Here is a 21,244-nt window from a genome sequence, read left to right on the forward strand (position 1 = left end):
AAGTCCACCCCACGCCCGCTTTTGTAGTGCTTGGTGGAGACTACATCTTGGTGATGAGCGTCAAGCCCGCACCGTAGGGCAGGCGTGTGACGGCCGCACCGTCGAGGGAGCGAGCAAACTCGTCGGCCTCGCGGGCGGCGGCGGTGTCGCGGTCGGTGCGGGAGGGGTCGGCCACGGTGCCGTCGAGAAGCGCATTGGCCAACACCAAGGTGCCGTGCTGATGGAGCAGAGGCCAGGCGGCCTTGAGTAGTGCAGGCATGTCGAGGGCGGGGACCTCGGCGTAAATCACCTGGTATGTGTCATTAGCCAAGCGGCCCATGATGTCGAGCGGGCGGGAAGGAAGGAAGCGCCCGCGGCTAGGGGAGTAGCCAGCATCGCGGAACGCCTGCTTAGCGCTGGCCTGGTGCTCGGCCTCTGGGTCAATGCAGGTCAAGATACCGTTGTCCGGCATCCCCGCCAACAGGTAAAGGCCCACGACAGAGGCAGCGGGGGTAATCGCCACCGCTTGGGGGCGGGAGGCGGTACCGGAAGAAACCGCGGCGAGCGTGCTGAGCAGCTGGCCGGTGGCCTCATCCGGCGAAGGCAGTCCGTACTCCTCCGCGTGGGCGCGGGCGGCGGCGAGCACCTCAGAGCTCTCGCTGGTGGATTCGATATAGGTTCGCATTGCGTCATAAGCCGTAGTAGTCACAATAGAAAACCATAGTGAACTCGCTGCAGCTGCGCGCCGAGAATCGCCCGCGATTGTCCTCTCCGTGTGGCACAAGAAGCGCATGTAAGAGGAGTGACGGATTCACAGGCTGCTCACAGTGCGCTGGCTGGAGTTTCGGCCCGCACTATAGAATGATGATCCTCATGACCACACAGCAGCGCAGTGTTGAGACCGCTCAAAGCACTCGTGATTCTTCTTCCACCGTCAGCTCTTCCGAGAACGCAGAAGCCCAAGAGCTGACCGGAACCGCAGCGTTCGACGCCGGCCAGGGCGACATGCCCTCTTGGGGGGAACTCGTTGCCGAACATGCTGATGGTGTCTACCGTTTGGCCTACCGCCTCTCCGGTAACCAGCATGACGCCGAGGATCTTACGCAGGAGACCTTCATGCGCGTCTTCCGCTCCTTGAATAAATACCAGGCCGGAACCTTTGAGGGATGGCTGCACCGCATTACCACGAATCTCTTCTTGGACATGGTCCGCCACCGCTCCAAGATTCGCATGGAGGCCTTGCCGGAGGATTATGAGCGTGTCCCCGGCACTGACATGACCCCGGAGCAGGCCTACTCGGTGGCTAACCTCGACCCGGCGTTGCAATCGGCACTGGATAACCTTGCGCCTGATTTTCGTGTTGCGGTGGTGCTCTGTGATGTCGTTGGCATGAGCTACGACGAAATCGCCGAAACTCTCGGTGTGAAGATGGGTACCGTGCGCTCTCGAATCCACCGCGGCCGCTCCCAGTTGCGCGCCGCATTGGAAAAGGAAGCGCAGACCAACGCGGACACCCGCAGCCTGCTGCGCACGCGCTAGACTGGGCAGCGTTTAGCCTTAGGACTGCGAAACTCGCAGCTAAGTGAAGGCCTAAAGCACGCGCTGAGTTGAGGTGACGTTGAGGTGAAGGAATCAGGGCATAAGAAGTCCTCGGGGGATCAGGAACATGGCCACTACCTAGGCTCGTCCGGATTCTTTACTGAGGCCCAAGCCAAAGTCCGCGATAAAGCCAAGTCACGCGCGCAGCGCGCGGATACGATCGGCCACTTGGGGCCCGAGGCGGTCGTCGCCTTTGTCGATGGTGAAATGCCGGCCAAGTATGCCCACCGCGTGCGCGTTCATCTCGTGCACTGCGCGGAGTGCCGAGCGGACATTCACCACCAGCGCAATGCCGCCGAATGGATTCGGGAATGCAGCGTGGATTCCCACGTCAAGGCGCCGGATTCCCTCATGGCTAAACTTGCGGGTATTGCTAATCAGGGCGCTGGGCCTGGGCCGGACGCGGAGATGCCCGCCCATCGGCCTCGCCAAGACTTCCTTGACAAGGTGGAGATGGTTGTGCGCGCCATCCGGCATAACCAGCGGGGCTGACTTATAAGCCCCGAAGCCTTCCGCGCGCCCGTCGCCCTGTCACCATTAGCGAAGTAGTTAAGATAGTTTCGTGTTTTCCTCAATTGGTTGGGTAGAGATCCTCGTCATCGTGCTGCTGGGTCTGGTGATCATCGGACCTGAGCGCTTGCCCGGTGTGATTATGGACGTGCGTGCGGCGATTTATGCGGCGCGCAAAGCAATTGCCAACGCTAAGGCGGAGCTCAACGGTGAGATGAGCGGTCTCGGCGCGGAGTTCGATGATCTTCGCGTACCTCTGAGCCAGGCGGCGGAGTGGACGCGCATGGGGCCGCGCGGGGTTATCACCAAGGCGCTTTTCGACGGCGACGATTCCGCCTGGGACGATTTCAACCCGAAAAAGATGGCTGAGGACATCAAGAAGAGCACCAGCCCGTACGAGCACGACGCAGAAGTAAACAACCAACCCGCGCCGCAGAGACCAGCGCAGCCCGCGCCACAGGAGAACCCCGCGCGGCCGACGTTTGATTATTCGCAGGTCTACCCGGACCTGGGTGCGCAGCAGTCCGTGGAAGAGCGAGCGACTAACAAGAAAACGACACAGCCCCCGCGCGGCGGGAATGCATCCGCCGGCGAGGGCAGCTCCTCCTGGGAGGATGTCACCTAAGGCCCGATTAGTTCTTGCGGGTCACGCCCAAGCCGAGCTTCTTGCCCACGAGGGAATCGGAGCGCACCGCAATGGAATCCGCCACCTTGGTGATGGCTTGCGTAGCGGGGGAGTCGGGCGCGGAGATGACGATGGGGGTTCCGGCATCGCCAGCCGCGCGCAGGCTTGGATCGAGCGGGATGCTGGCCAGCAGGGGAACCTCGTGGCCCAGCAGCACACTGAGGCGCTCGGCCACCACGCTGCCGCCACCGGAGCCGAAGATATCCATCGTGGAGCCGTCCGGCATGACCATCGCGCCCATGTTCTCAATCACGCCGGCCACGCGCTGGCGCGTTTGCTGCGAGATGGAACCGGCGCGCTCGGCCACCTCGGCCGCGGCCGCCTGCGGGGTGGTGACGATGAGCAGCTCGGCGTTGGGGATGAGCTGGGCCACCGACAGGGCCACGTCACCAGTACCCGGTGGCAGGTCCAGCAGGAGCACATCCAAGTCACCCCAGAAGACGTCCGCGAGGAACTGCTGAAGGGCTCGGTGCAGCATGGGTCCGCGCCAGACGACGGGCGCGTTACCCTCCACGAACTGGCCAATCGAGATGTGCTTGATGCCGTGGGAGACGGGGGGAAGCAGCATTTCGTCGTCAAGCACTGTGGGGCCCGCCGTGGAACCCAGCAGGCTGGGCACGGAGTGGCCGTAGATATCGGCGTCCACGATGCCCACCTTGAGGCCCTTGTTCACCAAGGCAGCCGCCAAGTTCACCGTGACGGAGGACTTACCCACGCCGCCCTTGCCGGAGGCCACCGCGAAGACGCGGGTGGTGGACTCAGGCTTGGCAAAGGGGATCTCCGGCTCGGCTTGCCCGCCGCGCAGCTTCTGTTTGAGCTCCTTGCGCTGCTCGTCGCTCATCGGTGTCATGGAGATGGTGATCTCGCCGACACCGTCTAGTTCGGAAACAGCCGCGCGGGTATTGGACTCGATGGTGCTCTTCATCGGGCAGCCCGCGATGGTGAGATAAAGCTCGATATCCACGTCCGAGCCGGTGACGGTCACGGACTTCACCATGCCGAGCTCAGTGATGGGGCGACCGATTTCTGGGTCATCGACGCGGGTGAGCGCGTCGCGAACGGAAGATTCAGTAATAGCGCTAGTCATAACCCGCACCAGTCTAGTCACCCGTTGCTGAGGAGAGCCACACCGCGTCAGGGCAATGGGATGTGTAAAATTCAGCCAGATGCTGCGCCTGAAGCGCTGCAGCTGCACAGTAGTGACATGTTGTGGTTTATGTCCTGCCCCATGTCTGGTTTAAGAGAAAGAATGCGCCCTATTTTGATGCCCCGCGAAACCTCACGTTCCCGAACCTTCTCCCGCGTTGCTGGGGTGGCCTTGGTGGGGGTTGTGGGGGCGTCGCTCAGCGCTTGCTCGGGATATGAGCCCAAGCCAGATCCCAAGCCTGTTGCATCGGCGCCAATCACCATCATGATTGACCCGACATCCCATAAACAGCGTGTTTTGGCGGAAATCTACCGCCAGACCCTCCGCGATGAGGGGCGTGCGGCCACCGTTTCCCAGGAGCCAATGATGGTCCGGCGCGGCGGTGAACACGTCAGTGGGGTAAGCACGAACGGAAACTTCTTCGTTGGCTGTACGGGCGAATTTTTAAACGTCTACAACCCGGTGGAGGCCCGCGAGATTTCAAAGGACTATGTGGCCGCCAAGGATGAGGGGACGAAGGACGTGGATTTCCTGGAGCGCACCCACGTTGCGCTCATGGCGTCGATGCCTCCGGAGATGTCCGTGGTCGAGCCCGCCGGCGCTGAGGGCTGCCCTAACTCCAAGCCGGAACTGCCGCAAAACTACGTCGTGGTCTACCAAGACGGGCTTTTTAACCGCGATGAGAAACTAGAGATCGCGTCCTTTACCAAATTCCTGACGACGCAGGACCTCGATGAAGTCGTTGAGGAGGTGGAGGAGTCTGAGGATTTCGAGGGCGCCGTGCGCGCCTGGATGGAGGCCAACCTCTCGCAGAACCTCAACGAGGAGGGCGACTCCAATTCCTCCGGTGGCTCGGATTTGGTTCACGAGGAATCCTAAACGGTTGCGCCTACCGCTTGATCGTGTGCTTCGCATGACGGTGGGCACGCTGTGCTTGGCGACGTCTCCCCGTGCCCTACATGCAGAAACCTAGTCCTGTCTCATAGGGTGGACGATTCAGCGAATTTTCAGCTTTTAAAATGCTGTGAACTGTCGTCAATAAATGGCTGGTGAGTAGGTATTTTTCCTTGCTTTTCTCCTCTTTGGTAGGTATTATTTTGAACGATAACCTGTCTATTCCCTGTCTGTTCTCTCGGGTATTTGTGGGGAGAGCGCTTGGCAAGCCCTAAGACCAACGCTTTCCCGCGGGGGGCGAGGCAGAGTTTTGCATTGGAAAGGTCTATTGAAATGAATGCACAAAGCAGTAGTTCGCCCCACCGTCGCGCCTCTCGCAGGGGAGTGGCCGCTCTCTCCGCCATTACTCTCGCGCTCAGTGGGCTAAGCGTCACGTCTTTTAATACTGTGTCCCCCGAGGCCGCAGCCGCAACGCTGACTGGCGGCATCCGCGATAAGTCCGGCGCGGTGGAGAAGGACGCGCAGAAGGCCTCGGACCTGCCGGCTGGTTCGTGTGTGATCAATGAGAATTCCCCAAGCGGCAGCCAGGCGGGTTTTACCTGGTATACCGTGGAACCGAGCTCGGGTACGCCTGTTGAAAAGCAAAAGGATTGGGGTCTGAGCCTATCTTTTGACAACTCGCAGGACCGTACGTTCGCGGATTGGGGTTTTACTAATGCTGGAAACTTGGGAGCCGTACTGAATGCTGGCTCAGTTTCCTCGAAGGACCCCGGAGAGACCCCTCTTGGTGATTTGGGGCCTGCCACTGCGAAGGCCGATGAAAGCATCAGTATTACGGCATCACGTACTCAGAGAAACCTGAATCTTTACGCCGACCTGACCGAGGAAGAGGTCACACAGTTCGCTGAGGCCGGTAAAGATAACCCGGTGCGCTACGTCTGGCAGAGCAAGTACACGAAGGAGAATCCCAACGGCCTGAAAGCGACTCAGGGCCCCAATGCCCTGTACACGGCTGTCGTGAACCCTTGGCCGAGCGAGAACATCGAATGTAACCCGATTACGGTCTCGTGGGAGAGCTTCGAAAAGCACGTCATCGTCCCAGGGGAAGAGACCAAGGTCGGTCACATCAACGTTCCGGAAGTTGTTAACGGCGGCACGGACGATTCAATGTCGCGCATGCTTGTGGAAGCTTACGACGGCAACGGTAAGTTCATTGGAACTACGGACCCTGCAGCGTCTGGCGGCGAGCAGAATCTACGCATCGACGACAACGGTGACATTTACTTCACGTGGCCTGAGTACCGCGGTACCGACCTGGCAACTGACAAGAACGTGAACTTCTCCGTTCTGGCGAAGCCGCGTACCGTCGATCAGCTTCAAGCTGCTGTCGAGAATAACAATTTCGGAGGTGGTCAGGCCTTCGAAAGCTCCAACTCGCTGACGCGCTACAACAAGGCGAACGTCATCGACTCGAAGGCGTTCTCCCTGGACGACACCGAGTACCACACCCCGAAGTACGACAAGACCGACGCCTCGATCATCTCCGGCGTCGATAGCGCCACCGGGCCGCTGGCTACCGAGCCACAGAAGGTTACCTTCACCCAGACCCCGGACCTGATCAGGGACCTAGCGAAGAAGAAGGGCGAAAAGGGCTTCGAAGCCAAGGTCAAGCTGGATGAGAAGTACGTCTACGAGGGCTGGACTGTTGAGACGGACGAGGACTACAACGTCACCGTCACCGCTCCAGAGGAGCCAAAGCCAGGCACCTTCGCTCGTCCGAAGGTTATTGTGGAGTACTCGAACGGCTCCACCGATGAGCTTGAGTTGCTCGTAGTCGTTGAACCGAACCACACCCAGGTCACCGACCTAGTGCGCCCAGGTATTTCGAAGGGCAAGGTGGGCCAGAGCATTACGGCTCAGGTTGGCACCAAGTCCATCATGAAGGGCCATGGCCCGGTTCACCCCGCGAAGTTTGAGGTTGACCCGGATACCGTTCCGGATGGCTGGACCGTTACCGTCGATGAGACCGGTAGGGTTACCGCGAAGGCGGACGAAACCGTCCCGCCGGGCAGCATCATCACCCCCAAGATCAAGGCCACCTACCCGGATCAGACCACCGATGAGATTGAGACGCAGTTCCAAGCCATCGTGGACATCAAGATCCCCGACTATGACACGGTGACCAACAAGCCGACCGCAAAGGTGAGCCTCAAGCCGAAGCTCCCGGAGCGCGGCCTGAGCGGTAACACGAACGATGAAGCCCCGAAGCGCTACACGTTTGAAGGCGGCAAGACCGAGTACACCGTCACGGATGACAGCGGTACGTGGACCGTCAAGATCGATGAGAACACTGGTGAAATCACCACCACCATCCCACGGACAGCGCCCGAAGGATACATCCTGGACGTTCCGGTTCTTGCCTACTACGACAACACCGCTAAACCGCAGCAGGTCAAGGGCACCGTTGTCGTGCTCAAGAGCGACATCGCCCCTACCTACGACGTACAGGTCACAGGCCCGAACCAGTCTGTGGAGCACCATGTTGAGGACGCCCCGAAGGGATCGAAGTTCTCCTTTGGTAAGAACGACGATGGATCGCCGATCACCGAACAGGATGTTGACGGTTGGAAGTACACGATCGACCCGAAAACTGGCGTGGTGACCTCCACTCCGCCGGCGGATTCCAAGCCGGGTGAGCAGAAGACCATCAGCGTCACGGTTGAAACCCCAGACGGATCCACCCCGAAGGTGCCCGTGACCACCGTGGTGAAGCTGACCAACAAATGGGAGGCCGATCCAACCTACCCCGAGGAAACGGTCTACCCGGGTGACACTGCGAAACTGCCGGTGACGATTGAGAAGCCGGACAACGTCAACGTTGCGAAGGAAAACCCCTACAAGTTGGGTAAGGTTCCGGCAGGTTGGACCGTCAGCATTGATGACAATGGCCAGATCACCGCAACCGCACCTAAGGATGCCAAGCCGGGTGACCAGGTCAAGATCCCGGTTACTGTGACTTACGAGGATGGCTCCACGGACACCGCTTACGGTGTTGTGAACGTTGTTGACGTTCCGACGCGCGAAGTTCCGTTTGACGTCGTCTACAAATACGACGACACCGTCCCGGCCGGTACCTACACGGTTGAAACCGAAGGCAAGGCGGGCTCGGAGAAGCAGAACAAGGACGGTAGCTGGGAGCGCACCAAGGCGCCGGTTAATGAGGTCGTTGTCGTCGGCACCAAGCCTGCCGAGAGCGCCAAGGACGTGACCTGGACGGTCCCGATTCCTTTCCCGACTGAGGTTCGCGAGAACCCGGACCTGAAGCCTGGTGAAACCCGTGTTGTCCAGGAAGGCGCGGACGGCGAGAAGACCTACACCGCTAAGTTCACCGCTAAGGGCGACAAGGCCGAGGTAGCTGAGGAAAAGACCACCAAGGAACCGGTCAAGCGCATCATTGAGTATGGCCCGGGTCTGGCCCCGAGCGAGCTGGTGACCAAGACCGAGAAGCCGATTCCGTTTGAGACCAAGGTCGTCTTCGATGACACCCTGGAAGAGGGCAAGCAGGTCGTCGATCAGAAGGGCGAGCTCGGCACCGAGGTTGAGACCTCCACGCAGAAGCTTGTCGACGGCAAGCCCTCCGGCGACCCAACCGTCACCACGGAGCGCACCAAGGAGCCGACCGAGCAGATCATCCGCGTCGGTACCAAGACCACCGGTGAGAACACCGAGACCTACAAGGCTGAGGCCCCGTACAAGGTTGTAGTGAAGTATGACCCGAACATGCCTGCTGGCGAGTCAAAAGTGACCACCAAGGGTGAGCCGGGTGAGAAGACGGTGACGATCAAGCGTGACATCGTCAACTCCAAGCCGGGCGATCCCAAGATCACCGAAGAGATCACCAAGCAGCCTGTCGACGAAGTCATCACCGTTGGCACCAAGCCGTCTGAGGCCTCTGAGAAGGTTACGTGGACCGCTCAGGTTCCGTTCGATGTTGAGACCCGGCCGAACCCGGAGTTGAAGCCGGGTGAGATCAAGGTTGTCCAGAAGGGTGTTCCGGGTGAGAAGACCTACACCGCGGACTTCACCGCGAAGGGCGACCAGGCAACGGTGACCCCGGAGGAGAAGCAGACCAAGGCTCCTGTCAATGAGATCATCGAATATGGCCCAGCGCCCAAAGACACCTCTGTGGTGACCAAGGTTGAAAAGCCGGTTCCGTTTGAGACCAAGATTGTCTTTGACAACACGCTGAAGGAGGGCGAGCAGGTCGTCGACAAGCAAGGCGAGCTCGGTAGCGAGACCGTAACCTTCACTCAGAAGATCAAGGACGGTAAGCCGGATGGTGAGCCGACTGTGACCACTGAGCGCACTAAGGAGCCGAGCAATGCGGTGATCCGTGTTGGCACCAAGACCGAGGGCTCTGAGACCTCCGAGTACGAGGTCGATGTGCCGTTCGAGACCGAGTTCATCTTCGATGACACGATGGAAGCCGGTACCCAGGAGACCGTTCAAGAGGGCAAGCTGGGCAAGGACAAGGTCATCACGACGAAGATCATTGAGAACTCGAAGGTCGTAGACACTCAGACCAGAACTGAGCGCATCGAGGAGCCGGTCAAGAAGATCGTCAAGGTTGGTACTAAGGGCAAGATTGCGTCAACGGACTTCGATTGGACTGAATACACTCCGTTCGAGGTCGAGATGCGTGTTAATCCTGAACTGCAGCCGGGCGAAACCCAAGTTGTCCAGCAAGGCAAGCAGGGTGAGATTAAGCACACGGTCACTGTCACCGCTAAGGACGGTGAAACCACCAAGGACGAATCCACCGAGAAGATCAGCGATCCGACGACCCACATCATCGAGGTTGGACCAGCGGACCACCACGAGACTGAGCTGACGTATAAGCACAAGGAGAGTACTCCGTTCGACACCATCATCGAGTACGACCCGAACTTGGAAGTTGGCGAGATTGTTGAGGAACAAGCCGGCGAATTCGGTGAGAAGGAAGTAACCAACACCTGGCAGCTCAAGGACGGCGTGCCGGAAGGCGATCCGGAGACTTCTGAGGAAGTCATCAAGGAGCCGACCCCGCGCAAGATTCGCGTGGGTTCCAAGTGCAAGTGCGAAGCACCGACGGACGATCCGACGGTTGAGCCAACCGAGGACCCGACGGACGACCCAACAGTTGAGCCAACGGAAGACCCGACCGAGGACCCAACGGAAACCCCGAGTGAAGAACCTGACAACCCTGGTTCTTCTACTTCGAGCATTCCGGACCTCAGCAGCCTGTGGCCGCTTATCCCGCTGGTGATTATCCCGCCGGTACTGGCCCACTTCTTCAAGCCTCCGCACATTCCGGAGCTGCCGACGAAGCCGGTCAAGCCGGTCGAGCCGCTGAAGCCGCAGCAGCCGAAGGCACCGGAAGCTTCGGAAGCGCCGAAGGCACCGAACACGGAAGCACAGCCGACGCCAACGCAGAACCAGAATGCTCAGCCGAGCCAGGCCAGCCAGCCTGGCACGACCTCGAGCACTCCGGCCTCTGCTAAGAGTACCTCGTCTGGCAAGCTCGCCAACACCGGTGCCAACGTCCTAGGCCTCGTTGGTGTGGCTTTGGCGCTCATCGCTGGTGCAGCGTTGATTCTGCGTCCTAGCCGCCGCAAGGATTCCTAAGACCTAGGTTTCCTTAGGGGGGCTTGGCCAGCCCCCAAGGCAGTGGTTGAGTGAACCACGAGCAAACGCCCGAGCAAAAGCTCGGGCGTTTCTTCTTGCGCAATCGCACTGCGAGGTCCAGATACGCCTTCGAAGTTCGATGCTGGCATTGAGCAAGGTTTGTCAGCTTTCGTGGTGTTGCGCCCCTCGACCGGAACTGAGCAAGATTGAGGGCCCGCTGTCCTGTCGGCCGAAACGCTGAGAACCGCCGGGGCCTTAGGACTCTTGTGTGCGTCACCCTTCGCGCTCACCGGGAGCGCTAGTGGTCGCTGATTGATGTCCCCCTGTGAGCGCGAAGGGTGGGCGGGGGAGACGTAGGCGTGTGCGGCACAGCTGTTGGGTTCCCTGCGGTCAAGAAAAAGCCCCGGCCACCACGCTCGTTGTGAGCTCGTGGTGGCCGGGGCCTTGCTCGGCGCTGTGCTGTGTGTCAGCGCTTCAGGTCATAAGCACCTTTAGATGTCGAAGGCTTCCTCCAGCAGGTTCTTCTGCTCAATCTGGTGAACCTTCGCGTTACCGGTAGCAGTCGAGGACTGCGAGCGGCGGGACACGCGGACCATCTCCGGCATATCCGGGATGAGCTCACGCAGGTGCTCGTTGTAGAACGGCCACGGACCCTGATTGGCCGGCTCGTCCTGCACGAAGCGAATCTGCGTTGCATTCGGGTAAGCCTCGAAAGCCTCACGCAGACGGTTGAACGGAATCGGGTGGAGCATCTCCACGCGGACGATAGCGATATCGTCGCGGCCGTCGGCCTCCTTCTTCTTGGCCAGCTCCCAGTAGAGCTTGCCGGAGACCAACATGATGGTCTTGACCTTGTCGGTATCGCCGACCTTCTTGCCGTTGATGTCAACGAAGTTCGGGTCATTGATGACGGACTGGAACTTCTTGATCTCAGTGAAGTCCTCGACGGAGGAGGTCGCGGCCTTGTTGCGCAGCATGGACTTCGGGGTGAAGACCACGAGCGGGCGCTTCATCTCGCCGAGAGCCTGACGGCGCAGCAGGTGGAAGTGGTTAGCCGGGGTGGACGGCTGTGCCACGGTCATGGAGCCCTCAGCACACAGCTGGAGGTAGCGCTCGATGCGGGCGGAGGAGTGGTCCGGGCCCTGGCCCTCGTAGCCGTGGGGCAGTAGCAGGATCAGGCTGGACAGCTGCCCCCACTTGGCCTCACCGGAGGAGATGTACTCATCGATGATGGTCTGAGCACCGTTGGCGAAGTCACCGAACTGTGCCTCCCAGGCCACGACAGCATCCGGGTTACCCACGGTGTAGCCGTACTCGAAGCCCATGCCGGCGTACTCGGTCAGCGCGGAGTTGTAGACCATGAACTTGCCGCCATTGCCCTTGGACTCAGCCAGGTGCGCAACGGGGTTGTATTCCTTACCCGTGTGCGGGTCGAAGGCCACCGCGTGGCGTTGGGTGAAGGTACCGCGGCGGGAATCCTCACCGGCCAGGCGCACGACCTTGCCGGAGTTGGCCAGGGAGCCAAAGGCGATGAGCTCGCCCCAACCCCAGTCGATGCCGCCTTCGCGGGAGGTCTTCTGGCGGTCCTTGGCAACCTTGCGAACACGCTTGTGGTACTCGAAGTCCTCCGGCGGGGTGCCGTAGGCATCGCCGATCTCGGCGAGTTCCTCGGCAGTGATGGAGGTATCCAGACCGCGGGTCAGCTCCTGGGAGGAGGTAATACCGGTCTGCTCCTTCGGGCCAGCCTCTTGCGCCTTCTTGTGCTCGGTGAAGACGGATTCCATCTGGTCGTGGAAGTCGCGTGCAGCTGCCTCTGCCTCTTCATCGGAGAGGTCGCCGCGGCCGATGAGCTCCTCGGTGTAGCGCTCACGGACGGACTTGTGGTCATCGATGATGTCGTAGAGCAGCGGCTGGGTCATCGACGGGTCATCGGCCTCGTTGTGGCCGCGCAGACGGTAGCAGACGAGGTCAATGAAGACGTCCTTGCCGAAGCGACGACGGTACTCGGTGGCCAGCTTGCCCACCCAGACAACTGCCTCGGGGTTGTCGCCGTTGACGTGGAAGACCGGGCAGTCGAAGCCCTTGGCCAGGTCGGTGGCGTAGTGCGTGGAACGTCCGGAGTCCGGGGTGGTGGTGAAGCCAACCTGGTTGTTGACAACTACGTGGACGGTACCGCCGGTGGTGTAGCCGCGCAGCTTGGACAGGTTGATGGTCTCCTGGACCACGCCCAGGCCGGTGAAGGAGGCGTCGCCGTGGAGCATGATCGGCACGACGGTGTGGCCCTCCGCGCCCTTGTCCAGGATGTCCTGCTTGGCGCGTGCGATACCTTCCATGACCGGGTCAACGGCCTCGAGGTGAGACGGGTTAGCGGCCAGGGTGACCTTGATTTCGCCGTCACCAAACATCTGCAGGTGCTCGCCCTCAGCACCCAAGTGGTACTTCACGTCACCCGATCCGCCGAGCTGGCCGCCCTTGTAGTTGCCGTCGAACTCACCGAAGATATCTGCCAGCGGCTTGCCCACGATGTTGAAGAGCACGTTGAGGCGGCCGCGGTGCGGCATACCGATGACGACCTCGTCGAGGTCCTGGCCAGCGGCGGTGTCCACGATGGAGTCCAGCAGGGCGATGAGGGACTCAGCGCCCTCCAAGGAGAAGCGCTTCTGGCCCACGTACTTGGTCTGCAGGAAGTTCTCGAAGGCTTCAGCCGCGTTGACCTTCTGCAGGATGTACTTCTGCTCAGAGTTGGTCGGCTTCGGCATGCCGGCCTCAATCTGCTCCTGCAGCCAGCCGCGCTCATCGCGGTCGAGGATGTGGGCGTACTCAGAGCCGACCTTGAGGGTGTAAGCGGAGCGCAGGCGGGTAACCACCTCACGCAGAGTCATGGTCTCCTTGCCACCGAAACCGCCGACGTTGAAGGTGCGGTCCAGATCCCAGATGGTCAGGCCGTGGGTAGCCAGGTCGAGGTCGCGGTGATCCGGCCAAGGCAGGCCCGGCTGCTTCCAGCCCAGCGGGTTGATGTCAGCCAGCAGGTGGCCGCGGGAGCGGTAGGCCTCGATGTACTGCATGACGCGCGTGTTCTTGTCGACGCCCGTGTTGGGGACGTCGGCAGCCCAGCGGAAGGGCTGGTAGGGAACGCCCATGGACTCGAAGAGCTCGTCCCAGAAGGCGTCGTCCAGAATGAGCTGGCCGATGGTGCGCAGGAACTCACCAGACTCAGCGCCCTGGATAACGCGGTGATCGTAGGTGGAGGTGAGGGTAACCAGGCGTCCGACGCCCAGGTCTGCCAGACGGTCTGCGGAGGTGCCGGCGAATTCAGCCGGGTAGTCCATGGAGCCGACACCGATGATGGCGCCGGAACCCTTGGTCAGGCGGGCGATGGAGTGACGGGTGCCAATGCCGCCCGGGTTGGTCAGGTTGATGGTGACGCCGGAGAAGTCATCCATCGTCAGCTTGTTCTTGCGGGAGCGGTCAACGATGTCCTGGTAGGCATCGATGAACTCGGAGAAGGTCTTGTTCTCTGCCTCCTTGATGGCAGCCACGACGAGGGCGCGGGAACCATCCTTCTGCGGGAGGTCGATGGCCAGGCCCAGGTTGACGTGCTCCGGCTGGACCACGGTGGGTTTGCCGTCCTTGATTTCGTAGCGCACGTTCATGTCCGGGTGGATCTGAACCGCCTTGACCATGGCGTAGCCCAGGATGTGGGTGAAGGAGATCTTGCCGCCGCGGGTGCGCTTGAGGTGATCGTTGATCATCGCACGGTTTTCCCACATGAGCTTGACCGGGATGTCGCGCACGGTGGTGGCGGTGGGGATCTCCAGGGACTCGTCCATGTTCTTGGCGATTGCCTTGAACATGCCCTTGAGCACGCGGGAGCCCGGCTCCGGTGCATCCTTGATGCGATCCAGCGGGGACTCGGACTTCTTCTCCGCCTTCTTTGCGGACTTAGCGGCCGCGGCAGAAGCCTTAGAGTCGCTCGGTGCCTTGGCACCCGGTGCGGCAGGGGACTTCTCTGCAGCCTGTGCCGCGCCCTTCTTTTGTGCGGGGGTGGTGGCCGGAGCGTCCGCAGCCTTGGACTGTGCGGCCGACTTCGGTGCCCCGTTGGCCTCAAAGTACTCGCGCCACTCCTTGTCTACGGAGTCCGGGTCCTTTGAGTACTGCTGAAACTGTTCGTCAATCAGCCACGCATTCGGGCCATAGATGCTCGAGTTGCTCACGGCAGATGCTCGCCTCTTTCTGTGCTTCTAAGTTTGTCTTTATTCGACTCTAGTAGGCCAATCCACGGGTGCGAAAGGCACCCCGAAAAGTGTCTTCCTTTATGATACGGGCCCTGTAAGTTTGGCCACTATCCTGGGCGCGTTTCGCGGCCTTTACTCCCCCTGCAGGGGGGAGAGTTGAGTGTTGGCATGGTCAATTACTTGGCGGCCCAATTTGCGGTTGGCGGTTGTTCCCAGCACCGCGCCTACACCCATCGGCAGCAGTTTAGACACCCACGCCCACTTCAGCTTCTTGGTGGCCTGCTTCATAAACAGCTTGGTCAGGCGGCCGTTGAGGCCGCTGAGGGTAGGGCCGGAGAAGCGCGAGAGAGTGGCCGCGGAGGTAACACCGGACAGTGAGGTCACATCGCCCACAAAGGTATCGACCAAGGCGCTACCCTGGGAGCCGGTGAGCACCACCAACACGAGTGCGCGGCGGCGCTCCTTATCGCGGATGTCGTCACCGCGCAGGTGCGCCGAGGCGAGGATGTACCACGCGGCTGCTTCGAGGAAGACCAAGGATTCAGCGCCAACGGTGGCTGCGCCGGTGACGAGGCCGATACCGGGGATAGCAGCGGAGGCACCGGCGGCGGCACCCGTGCCGGTGATGATGTTCATGAAGTGCTTGTCAATGAGTGCTTGGAGCTGAGCCGGGCTGGCGTCGGAGTTGCGCTTCTTTAGACCTTCGACGTAGCTGATGATGACGGAAGATTGTACTGAGACGATCTTGTCGATGGCTCCTAAGAAACCTTGGGTAATGCGGTTGGACTCATCAACCTCCAAGGTGCCTACGGTCTCGGAAGTGCTGGCCCCCTCTTTAGATGAATCCCGGCGGCTAACAGATTTGTTCTTTTTGTCAAAGACCTTGTCGAGCATTGTCTCACCTTAATTCTTTGCTAATGCTGATTGTGAATCTGAACTGTATGTTTACCACCGTATCGAAAAAGCTTTATTGAGCGCGTCGGCAAGCTAGCACACTAGGGTATGAGACATGAGCGAGTTTGAGCCTTCCCCTCCGCGTGAGGTCAGCGCGGCCGCGGCGCGCTTGCTTGCAGATTCCCTCCGCGCCCGTGCCCGCGCCGCCCACGAGGCAGCACGCACTGCGCTTGCCGACGATCTCACGGTCCTCACCAGCGGCGGCTGGGTACGCGGCTGCATCGAAGAGGAATTGCGCACGGACCGTCCACTGAGCGCGCCCGTGCGATCGTGGCGCGGGATTCCCTTCGGCGCGGATACGTCGGGTGCGTACCGTTTCATGGAACCGCGCCCTGCCCCGGCCTGGGAAGGGATCCGGGATTGCCGCGAGTTTGGCCATGTTGCCCCGCAGCCGGTCTATTCCTGGACCGACCGCATTGAAGGCGCGGAGGACTGCCTGACCCTCGATGTCGTCCGCCCACACCATGCGGGTGGGCCCGATGCACCGTCGGGTTCTCAGGAAGGGGAGAAGCTGCCCGTCGTGGTGTATTTGCATGGTGGCAGCTTCATCGTGGGCTCCTCCCACATGTTGATGCTGCGCGGTTTCGAATTCGCGGCGCAGATGGGCGTGGTCTATGTTTCGGTGAACTTCCGCTTGGGCGCCTTGGGTTACCTCGACGTCCGCAGTCTTGGCGGTGAGGCGTGCGCTAACCCGGCGGTGGCGGACCAGGTCTTGGCTTTGGAGTGGGTGCGGGACAATATCGCGGCCTTCGGCGGGGACCCAGACAATGTCACGCTCATGGGGGAATCCGCCGGCGGTGCTGCGGTCCTGACGTTGATGGCTGTTCCGCGCGCCGAGGGCCTGTTCCACCGTGCGATTGCTCAATCACCACCGATCGGCATGATTCATTCGCGAGCGCAGTCAGTCTTTTGGGCCCGCGAGCTGGTCCACAAGATGGCCTTGCCGCGTGATACCACCGCGGATGATTTACGCCGCGAAGATTTCGCGGACGTGGTGCGCTCCGGTCAGTCTATGATGTGGCGCGCGGGGGAGTTACTGTATCTAAATTCCTGCTATGCGCCGACTGTCGACGGCGACCTCATCCCACAGCACCCCATCGAGGCCTTCGAGGCCGGCAACCAGCACCCCGTGCCCTTGCTTGTAGGAACCAACTCCGGTGAAGCTAGTTTTGGCAAGTTCCTTTACCAGCGTCAGAGTGCGCGTGAGCGCGCAGCGCTGCGCCTGCTAGCTTCCTTCGATCCGGAAAGCGCACCGGATGTCGTCGCGGCATACGGTGGTGCGGTGTCGCGCCGCGATTTCGGGGACTTGCTTACCGACGCCCTCTTCTGGGCCCCCACCGTCCGCGTGGCTTCGGAGCATGCGCGGCGCTATCCGACGTGGATGTACCGCTTCGACTTCGCCCCGGCAGCACTGCGTTGGTTGGGCTTGGGAGCGATGCATTCGATGGAGCTCTCCAATATCTTTGGTGATCCGGGAGCATCACGCGTCTCCTTCCTCACCAGCATTGCTAAATCCTCCGAAATGGATGACGTGACGGAGACCATGCAGGCGCAATGGGGCGAGTTCATCAGGGGAGGGGCTCCTCAAGACAACTGGCCGCAATATCGCGCACCGCAGCGCTCGACGATGGTTTTCGATGTGGAGCCGCGCGTCGAGGAGGCACCGATGGAGGGGCGTCGCCAAGCGTGGGAGGCCTACGACATGTTGGAGTGGGGCACCGGGCGTCCGGAGATTCTGAAGGAACTGGGATTCCTGCTTGCGGACGGCAGCTATTGAGGGCAAACGCAGGTAAGATGTGTGGGGCCTTGGCAGCAGCCTGGGTGAGACTCCCACATGGATGGATGTTTATCACATGAGCTTTTTTGAAGATATCGCCTCTGCGCTGGACGGGGAGGGCATTGAGTCCCGCGTCAATGACGATGTGATGTTCGTGCCCATCACCTCCGATTTGGAAATCCAGTTTGTGGAAATTGACCCACTTCTGCCAGCCGCCAACGTATATATCGCCGCCGCAGACGTGGACGAGGATGACGAAGACTTCGAGGCCGTTTTGGTGTCCGTGGCGTTCTCTGTGGAGGATGCGGTTGAGGCCGTATCCCGCCACATCGCCACGGACCAGGTGGTGACGGTGCTGCGTGACCTGCTGGAGGGCACCGATGAGCGCATCGCTGAGTTGGAGTTTGTCCAGGACGAATTCAACCCGAACCTCGTCGTGGCGGAGGTAGCCAACGATTCGGAACTGCGCGTGCTGGTGGAGACCATCGACGGTGTTCCGAGCGCGGTCGTGCGTTTCCTCTCCTTCGACTTTGATGAGGAAGAGCTCGATGAGCTGGAGGATGAGGCAATCAGCAAGCTCTGGGACATCGAGACTCCAGAGGACCTGAGCGAAGAAGAGCGCGTTGCCATCTTCGGCGACGCGGAAGACGTGGACGGCGGGCTAGCTCCCATCATCGAGGTTCCTGCCGAGGCCCTCGAACTGGGCACCTACACCGACTTTGACCGTCTCTTTGACGTGCTGAGCCTTGTCTCCGATCAGGCCTTGGATTGGGAAGCCCAGCTGGTCAGCATCGATGATTCCGATATTGACGAGCCTGAGGTCTATGACATTTTCGGCGCCGATGATGAGGACGAGGATGACGTTCTTTTCGACGACGATGATGACGATGACTCCGACATCGAGGAAGGCGACGCCGACGACTAAAAGCGTCCGGGGTAGGGTAGGAGCGTACTTTTCCCTGGCGTTGAAGAGGAGCAACCAAGACAAATGCCGAATGACAAGGCATCGCTGTACCAGCGTCTGTGTGTTGGCTCAGCGCTAGTGTGTGTGGCTTTGTCTTGGGTGCTGTCGTTGAATCCGGACTATGGCCATCGGGATTTTGTCTTTTCCTCCGTGCTTTCGACCGGCGTGTGGTGCCTGAGTCTGCTCGGCGCAATTTTCTTCATTGCTGCACAGTGGCGGTCCTTGGGTAACCACGCACTGTTCAACCCTTTGCTTGCAGTGGCGGCAAACCTCCTCTTGTCGTCGTTGATCTTCAACATCAACATCCCCTTGTACCTCGACATGATGGGCACGGCTTTCATAGCAATCGTTTACGGCCCTGTCTTGGGAATGGGCACCGCAGTTTTGAGCGCTTGCCTGGCTAGTATCAATAACCCGTCGCTCTTGGCGTATTTGCCAACAGCCGTGGTGGTGGCCTATTTGTTTGGCTGGCTTGCGCGCCGTGGTGCGTTTAAACGAACGCTGGCCATGATGCTTGCTGGTACCGGGCTGGGCATTGTCGCAGGATTGTTGTCCGCAGTTTCTACGTGGTTACTTCCCAGCGATTACGGCCAGCGCGGCCCCGCTGAACTTATAGCGCTGTGGGAGCTCATACTGCACGATGAACACCTCGCCATACTGCTTCAGAACCTGTGCTCTGACGTCATTGACAAGACGTTTACGGCGCTTGTGGTGTGCATTGCAATCCGCTTGGCGCCGAAACCCATCCTCCGCCTTTATGACTACCCGGAGACGCGCCCAGCATTGGATCGCGTGCTGACGGAGGATAGGTTCTCACTTTCTCTTGATGAGGAACCGCCCAAAGGTTTCCTGGACCGGATCCAGCGCTACTTCTAGCGGCTGAGCATCTCGACCTGATGAGGCCCACCGGTACTAGGCGGCCTGACTAAGCCCTTCGAAAAGGGAAAGCGGGGAATGCACCGGTGTGTAGGTGCTATCCACCAGCCACACAAACGTAGCTGCGCTGCTGCTGGAAATCTCATGCACTGCGGAGACGAGTTCTTCAGGAACTAGGGCCCGCACCCACGCTTCCGCTAGTGAGGGGGCGACGGGGCGGCCAGTGGGATCAGTAATGCGCACCGTAACGAGGTAGGAGGGCACGCGCTTTTCGCCATACCCCAGAACGCGGGCCTTAGCCCGCTCACCCACGCGGTGGCGCGAAATGGTAAGCGTCAGCGGGAGTGCTTCACCGCCATATGTCTTTACCGGTGGCAGCACTTTTGATGGTGGGCGCCACTGTGGCGTCGGCCGCGCAAGCGAGCGCGGATGGCGGATGATGCTCTCTATGGAGCGAAGCGTTTCGTGGTGGTGGTAGAGGATATCCGCGGTGAGTTCACCGGTGCTGAGAGCGGACGGGGACTGAACGGAAGTGTGAATGCTGCTGTAGTTCTTCATGGCCCACACACTAGAAATCCACGCGGACATCACCGAACCTTTAAGGGAACATATGTTCGATGTAGCGTTCGACGATTTGACGGGGTGGGATACAGTGAATGGCGATATGAAAAGTACTGCAGCTCCGCAGGTTAAGATCCCGCGGGAAATTTGGGTCATGGTCACCGCCGGGTTCATCATCGCCTTGGGGTACGGGCTCATTGCGCCGCTGCTTCCACAGTTCATCGTTAGCTTCGACGTCTCGATGGCCGCAGCCGGCCTCGTTGTCTCCGTCTTTTCCGCTAGCCGCCTAGTCTTCGCCCCGGCTGCCGGCTTCCTCATTGACCGCGTGGGCACGCGCCGCGTGTACGTGACAGGTTTGTTCACCGTGGCGCTCACCACCGGCTTGGTGGGGATGGCGCAGGAATACTGGCAGATCGTCGCCTTGCGGGCTATCGCCGGCATTGGTTCGACGATGTTTACTGTCGCAGCAATGGGCCTCATCGTGCGCCTGGCACCGCCCAGCATCCGCGGGCGCTGTTCGGCCACCTACGCCACATCCTTCCTTCTCGGCAACGTGATTGGTCCGCTCGTGGGTGCGAGCCTTTCCTTCCTGGGGTTCCGGTGGCCCTTCTTTATTTACGGCACCGGTGTGGCCATCGCCGCGCTGGTTGTGTGGATCCTCATGCCGTCGGTCAATCGCGCCGATGAGCGCCGGCGCCAACTCCGTCCGATGCACTTGGCGGAAGCCTGGGAGGATACCGCCTACCGGGCGGTACTGACGTCGAATTTTGCCCAAGGCTGGATCAACATGGGCGTGCGCGTGGCTGTCCTCCCTCTGTTCGCAGCCGCCATTTTTGCCAACGGCGCCTCGACGTCGGGCGTCGCTCTGGCGGCCTTCGCCGCCGGCAACGCCATTGTCCTGCAGTTCTCCGGATCATGGTCTGACCGGGTCGGACGTCGCCCGCTCATCATTGCAGGACTGGTGGGTTCCGCATTGTTCGTTGGCACGCTGGGCTTGGCGACGAACATCGTATCCCTCCTCATCCTCTCCGCCCTGTCCGGCGCGGCATCGGGCCTCATCGCTCCGTCGCAGCAAGCAGCCGTGGCGGACATCGTCGGCTCGCAGCGCTCGGGCGGACAGGTGCTGTCGACGTTCCAGATGGCGGGTGACTTCGGGCAGATTTTAGGCCCGATTTTCATCGGGCTGCTGGCGGATAGGTACGGATTTGAGACCGCTTTCGGGTTCTGCGCGCTCGTGGCTGCGGCCGGCATTGTTGCGTGGGCATTCGGCCGCGACACCTTGGGTGAGCGGAAGATCATTCTGCGTGGGTTGCGCCGCCGCTACCACCCGCGGCGATAGAGAGCAGAATAGTCCGACTGCGAATTGCTAGCGGAGTTGTGCTGACGGAGTTTCGGGGCG

14 protein-coding genes are annotated in these 21,244 nt (G+C 60.6%); 9 read left to right on the plus strand and 5 right to left on the minus strand.

Features of this window, described 5'->3' with window-relative positions:
- Positions 1-40 precede the first annotated feature (40 nt).
- Positions 41-688 carry an O-methyltransferase gene (locus tag HMPREF2604_RS02330; protein WP_070562902.1) on the minus strand — a complete coding sequence of 216 codons (648 nt, stop codon included), beginning with the start codon at positions 686-688 and terminating at the stop codon, positions 41-43.
- A 164-nt stretch (positions 689-852) separates the two neighbouring features.
- Between HMPREF2604_RS02330 and sigE the strand changes: the two genes are divergently transcribed.
- From sigE to HMPREF2604_RS02345, 3 genes are all read left to right on the plus strand, one after another.
- Positions 853-1,518, plus strand: coding sequence for an RNA polymerase sigma factor SigE (sigE, locus tag HMPREF2604_RS02335; RefSeq protein ID WP_070563082.1), 666 nt, complete (start codon positions 853-855; stop codon positions 1,516-1,518).
- An 84-nt stretch (positions 1,519-1,602) separates the two neighbouring features.
- Positions 1,603-2,070: an anti-sigma factor family protein gene (locus HMPREF2604_RS02340; RefSeq protein WP_070562905.1), complete on the plus strand. Its 468-nt coding sequence runs from the start codon at positions 1,603-1,605 to the stop codon at positions 2,068-2,070.
- A 70-nt stretch (positions 2,071-2,140) separates the two neighbouring features.
- Positions 2,141-2,713 (plus strand): twin-arginine translocase TatA/TatE family subunit, encoded by a 573-nt coding sequence (locus HMPREF2604_RS02345; protein ID WP_070562909.1) that lies wholly within the window; start codon positions 2,141-2,143, stop codon positions 2,711-2,713.
- A gap of 7 nt (positions 2,714-2,720) precedes the next feature.
- Here HMPREF2604_RS02345 and HMPREF2604_RS02350 read toward each other — a convergent pair whose 3' ends face one another.
- Positions 2,721-3,860: an Mrp/NBP35 family ATP-binding protein gene (locus HMPREF2604_RS02350; protein WP_210384655.1), complete on the minus strand. Its 1,140-nt coding sequence runs from the start codon at positions 3,858-3,860 to the stop codon at positions 2,721-2,723.
- A gap of 162 nt (positions 3,861-4,022) precedes the next feature.
- On the opposite strand from HMPREF2604_RS02350, the gene HMPREF2604_RS02355 reads away from it, so the two are divergent.
- A complete protein-coding gene (locus tag HMPREF2604_RS02355; protein ID WP_070562912.1) occupies positions 4,023-4,799 on the plus strand; it encodes a hypothetical protein in 777 nt (258 codons plus the stop codon).
- Positions 4,800-5,147: 348 nt separating this feature from the next.
- Complete coding sequence (locus tag HMPREF2604_RS02360) at positions 5,148-10,478, plus strand: G5 domain-containing protein (RefSeq protein WP_083299154.1); 5,331 nt, start codon at positions 5,148-5,150, stop codon at positions 10,476-10,478.
- Between the two features lie 491 nt (positions 10,479-10,969).
- Here the strand turns inward: HMPREF2604_RS02360 and HMPREF2604_RS02365 are convergent, their stop codons facing one another.
- Both HMPREF2604_RS02365 and HMPREF2604_RS02370 read right to left on the minus strand, forming a co-directional pair.
- Positions 10,970-14,692 (minus strand): multifunctional oxoglutarate decarboxylase/oxoglutarate dehydrogenase thiamine pyrophosphate-binding subunit/dihydrolipoyllysine-residue succinyltransferase subunit, encoded by a 3,723-nt coding sequence (locus tag HMPREF2604_RS02365; RefSeq protein WP_070562915.1) that lies wholly within the window; start codon positions 14,690-14,692, stop codon positions 10,970-10,972.
- Positions 14,693-14,845: 153 nt separating this feature from the next.
- Positions 14,846-15,607: a hypothetical protein gene (locus tag HMPREF2604_RS02370; RefSeq protein ID WP_070562918.1), complete on the minus strand. Its 762-nt coding sequence runs from the start codon at positions 15,605-15,607 to the stop codon at positions 14,846-14,848.
- 115 nt (positions 15,608-15,722) lie between these two features.
- Between HMPREF2604_RS02370 and HMPREF2604_RS02375 the strand changes: the two genes are divergently transcribed.
- The 3 genes from HMPREF2604_RS02375 (at position 15,723) to HMPREF2604_RS02385 (ending at position 19,284) form a co-directional block, all read left to right on the plus strand.
- Positions 15,723-17,444 carry a carboxylesterase/lipase family protein gene (locus HMPREF2604_RS02375; protein ID WP_070562921.1) on the plus strand — a complete coding sequence of 574 codons (1,722 nt, stop codon included), beginning with the start codon at positions 15,723-15,725 and terminating at the stop codon, positions 17,442-17,444.
- A 76-nt stretch (positions 17,445-17,520) separates the two neighbouring features.
- A complete protein-coding gene (locus tag HMPREF2604_RS02380) occupies positions 17,521-18,369 on the plus strand; it encodes a DNA primase (protein ID WP_070562924.1) in 849 nt (282 codons plus the stop codon).
- A gap of 63 nt (positions 18,370-18,432) precedes the next feature.
- The gene (locus HMPREF2604_RS02385; protein WP_070562927.1) at positions 18,433-19,284 is read left to right on the plus strand and encodes an ECF transporter S component; all 852 of its coding nucleotides are present in this window, start codon (positions 18,433-18,435) and stop codon (positions 19,282-19,284) included.
- Positions 19,285-19,320: 36 nt separating this feature from the next.
- On the opposite strand, the gene HMPREF2604_RS02390 is transcribed toward HMPREF2604_RS02385, so the two are convergent.
- The gene (locus HMPREF2604_RS02390; protein WP_245168466.1) at positions 19,321-19,842 is read right to left on the minus strand and encodes a hypothetical protein; all 522 of its coding nucleotides are present in this window, start codon (positions 19,840-19,842) and stop codon (positions 19,321-19,323) included.
- A gap of 106 nt (positions 19,843-19,948) precedes the next feature.
- On the opposite strand from HMPREF2604_RS02390, the gene HMPREF2604_RS02395 reads away from it, so the two are divergent.
- On the plus strand, positions 19,949-21,184 hold the full coding sequence (locus HMPREF2604_RS02395) for an MFS transporter (protein ID WP_070563092.1): 1,236 nt from the start codon (positions 19,949-19,951) through the stop codon (positions 21,182-21,184).
- The last annotated feature ends 60 nt before the right edge of the window (positions 21,185-21,244 follow it).

Origin of the sequence: Corynebacterium sp. HMSC055A01, assembly GCF_001809405.1 — a bacterium.
GTDB classification, from domain to species: domain Bacteria; phylum Actinomycetota; class Actinomycetes; order Mycobacteriales; family Mycobacteriaceae; genus Corynebacterium; species Corynebacterium hesseae.

Bases quoted from the DNA above. Each gene is read 5' to 3' on its own strand.
- HMPREF2604_RS02360 (WP_083299154.1), top strand. From the start codon at position 5,148: ATGAATGCACAAAGCAGTAGTTCGCCCCACCGTCGCGCCTCTCGCAGG.
- HMPREF2604_RS02350 (WP_210384655.1), bottom strand. From the start codon at position 3,860: ATGACTAGCGCTATTACTGAATCTTCCGTTCGCGACGCGCTCACCCGC.
- HMPREF2604_RS02380 (WP_070562924.1), top strand. From the start codon at position 17,521: ATGAGCTTTTTTGAAGATATCGCCTCTGCGCTGGACGGGGAGGGCATT.
- HMPREF2604_RS02355 (WP_070562912.1), top strand. From the start codon at position 4,023: ATGCGCCCTATTTTGATGCCCCGCGAAACCTCACGTTCCCGAACCTTC.
- HMPREF2604_RS02390 (WP_245168466.1), bottom strand. From the start codon at position 19,842: ATGAAGAACTACAGCAGCATTCACACTTCCGTTCAGTCCCCGTCCGCT.
- sigE (WP_070563082.1), top strand. From the start codon at position 853: ATGACCACACAGCAGCGCAGTGTTGAGACCGCTCAAAGCACTCGTGAT.
- HMPREF2604_RS02375 (WP_070562921.1), top strand. From the start codon at position 15,723: ATGAGCGAGTTTGAGCCTTCCCCTCCGCGTGAGGTCAGCGCGGCCGCG.
- HMPREF2604_RS02385 (WP_070562927.1), top strand. From the start codon at position 18,433: ATGCCGAATGACAAGGCATCGCTGTACCAGCGTCTGTGTGTTGGCTCA.
- HMPREF2604_RS02370 (WP_070562918.1), bottom strand. From the start codon at position 15,607: ATGCTCGACAAGGTCTTTGACAAAAAGAACAAATCTGTTAGCCGCCGG.
- HMPREF2604_RS02395 (WP_070563092.1), top strand. From the start codon at position 19,949: ATGAAAAGTACTGCAGCTCCGCAGGTTAAGATCCCGCGGGAAATTTGG.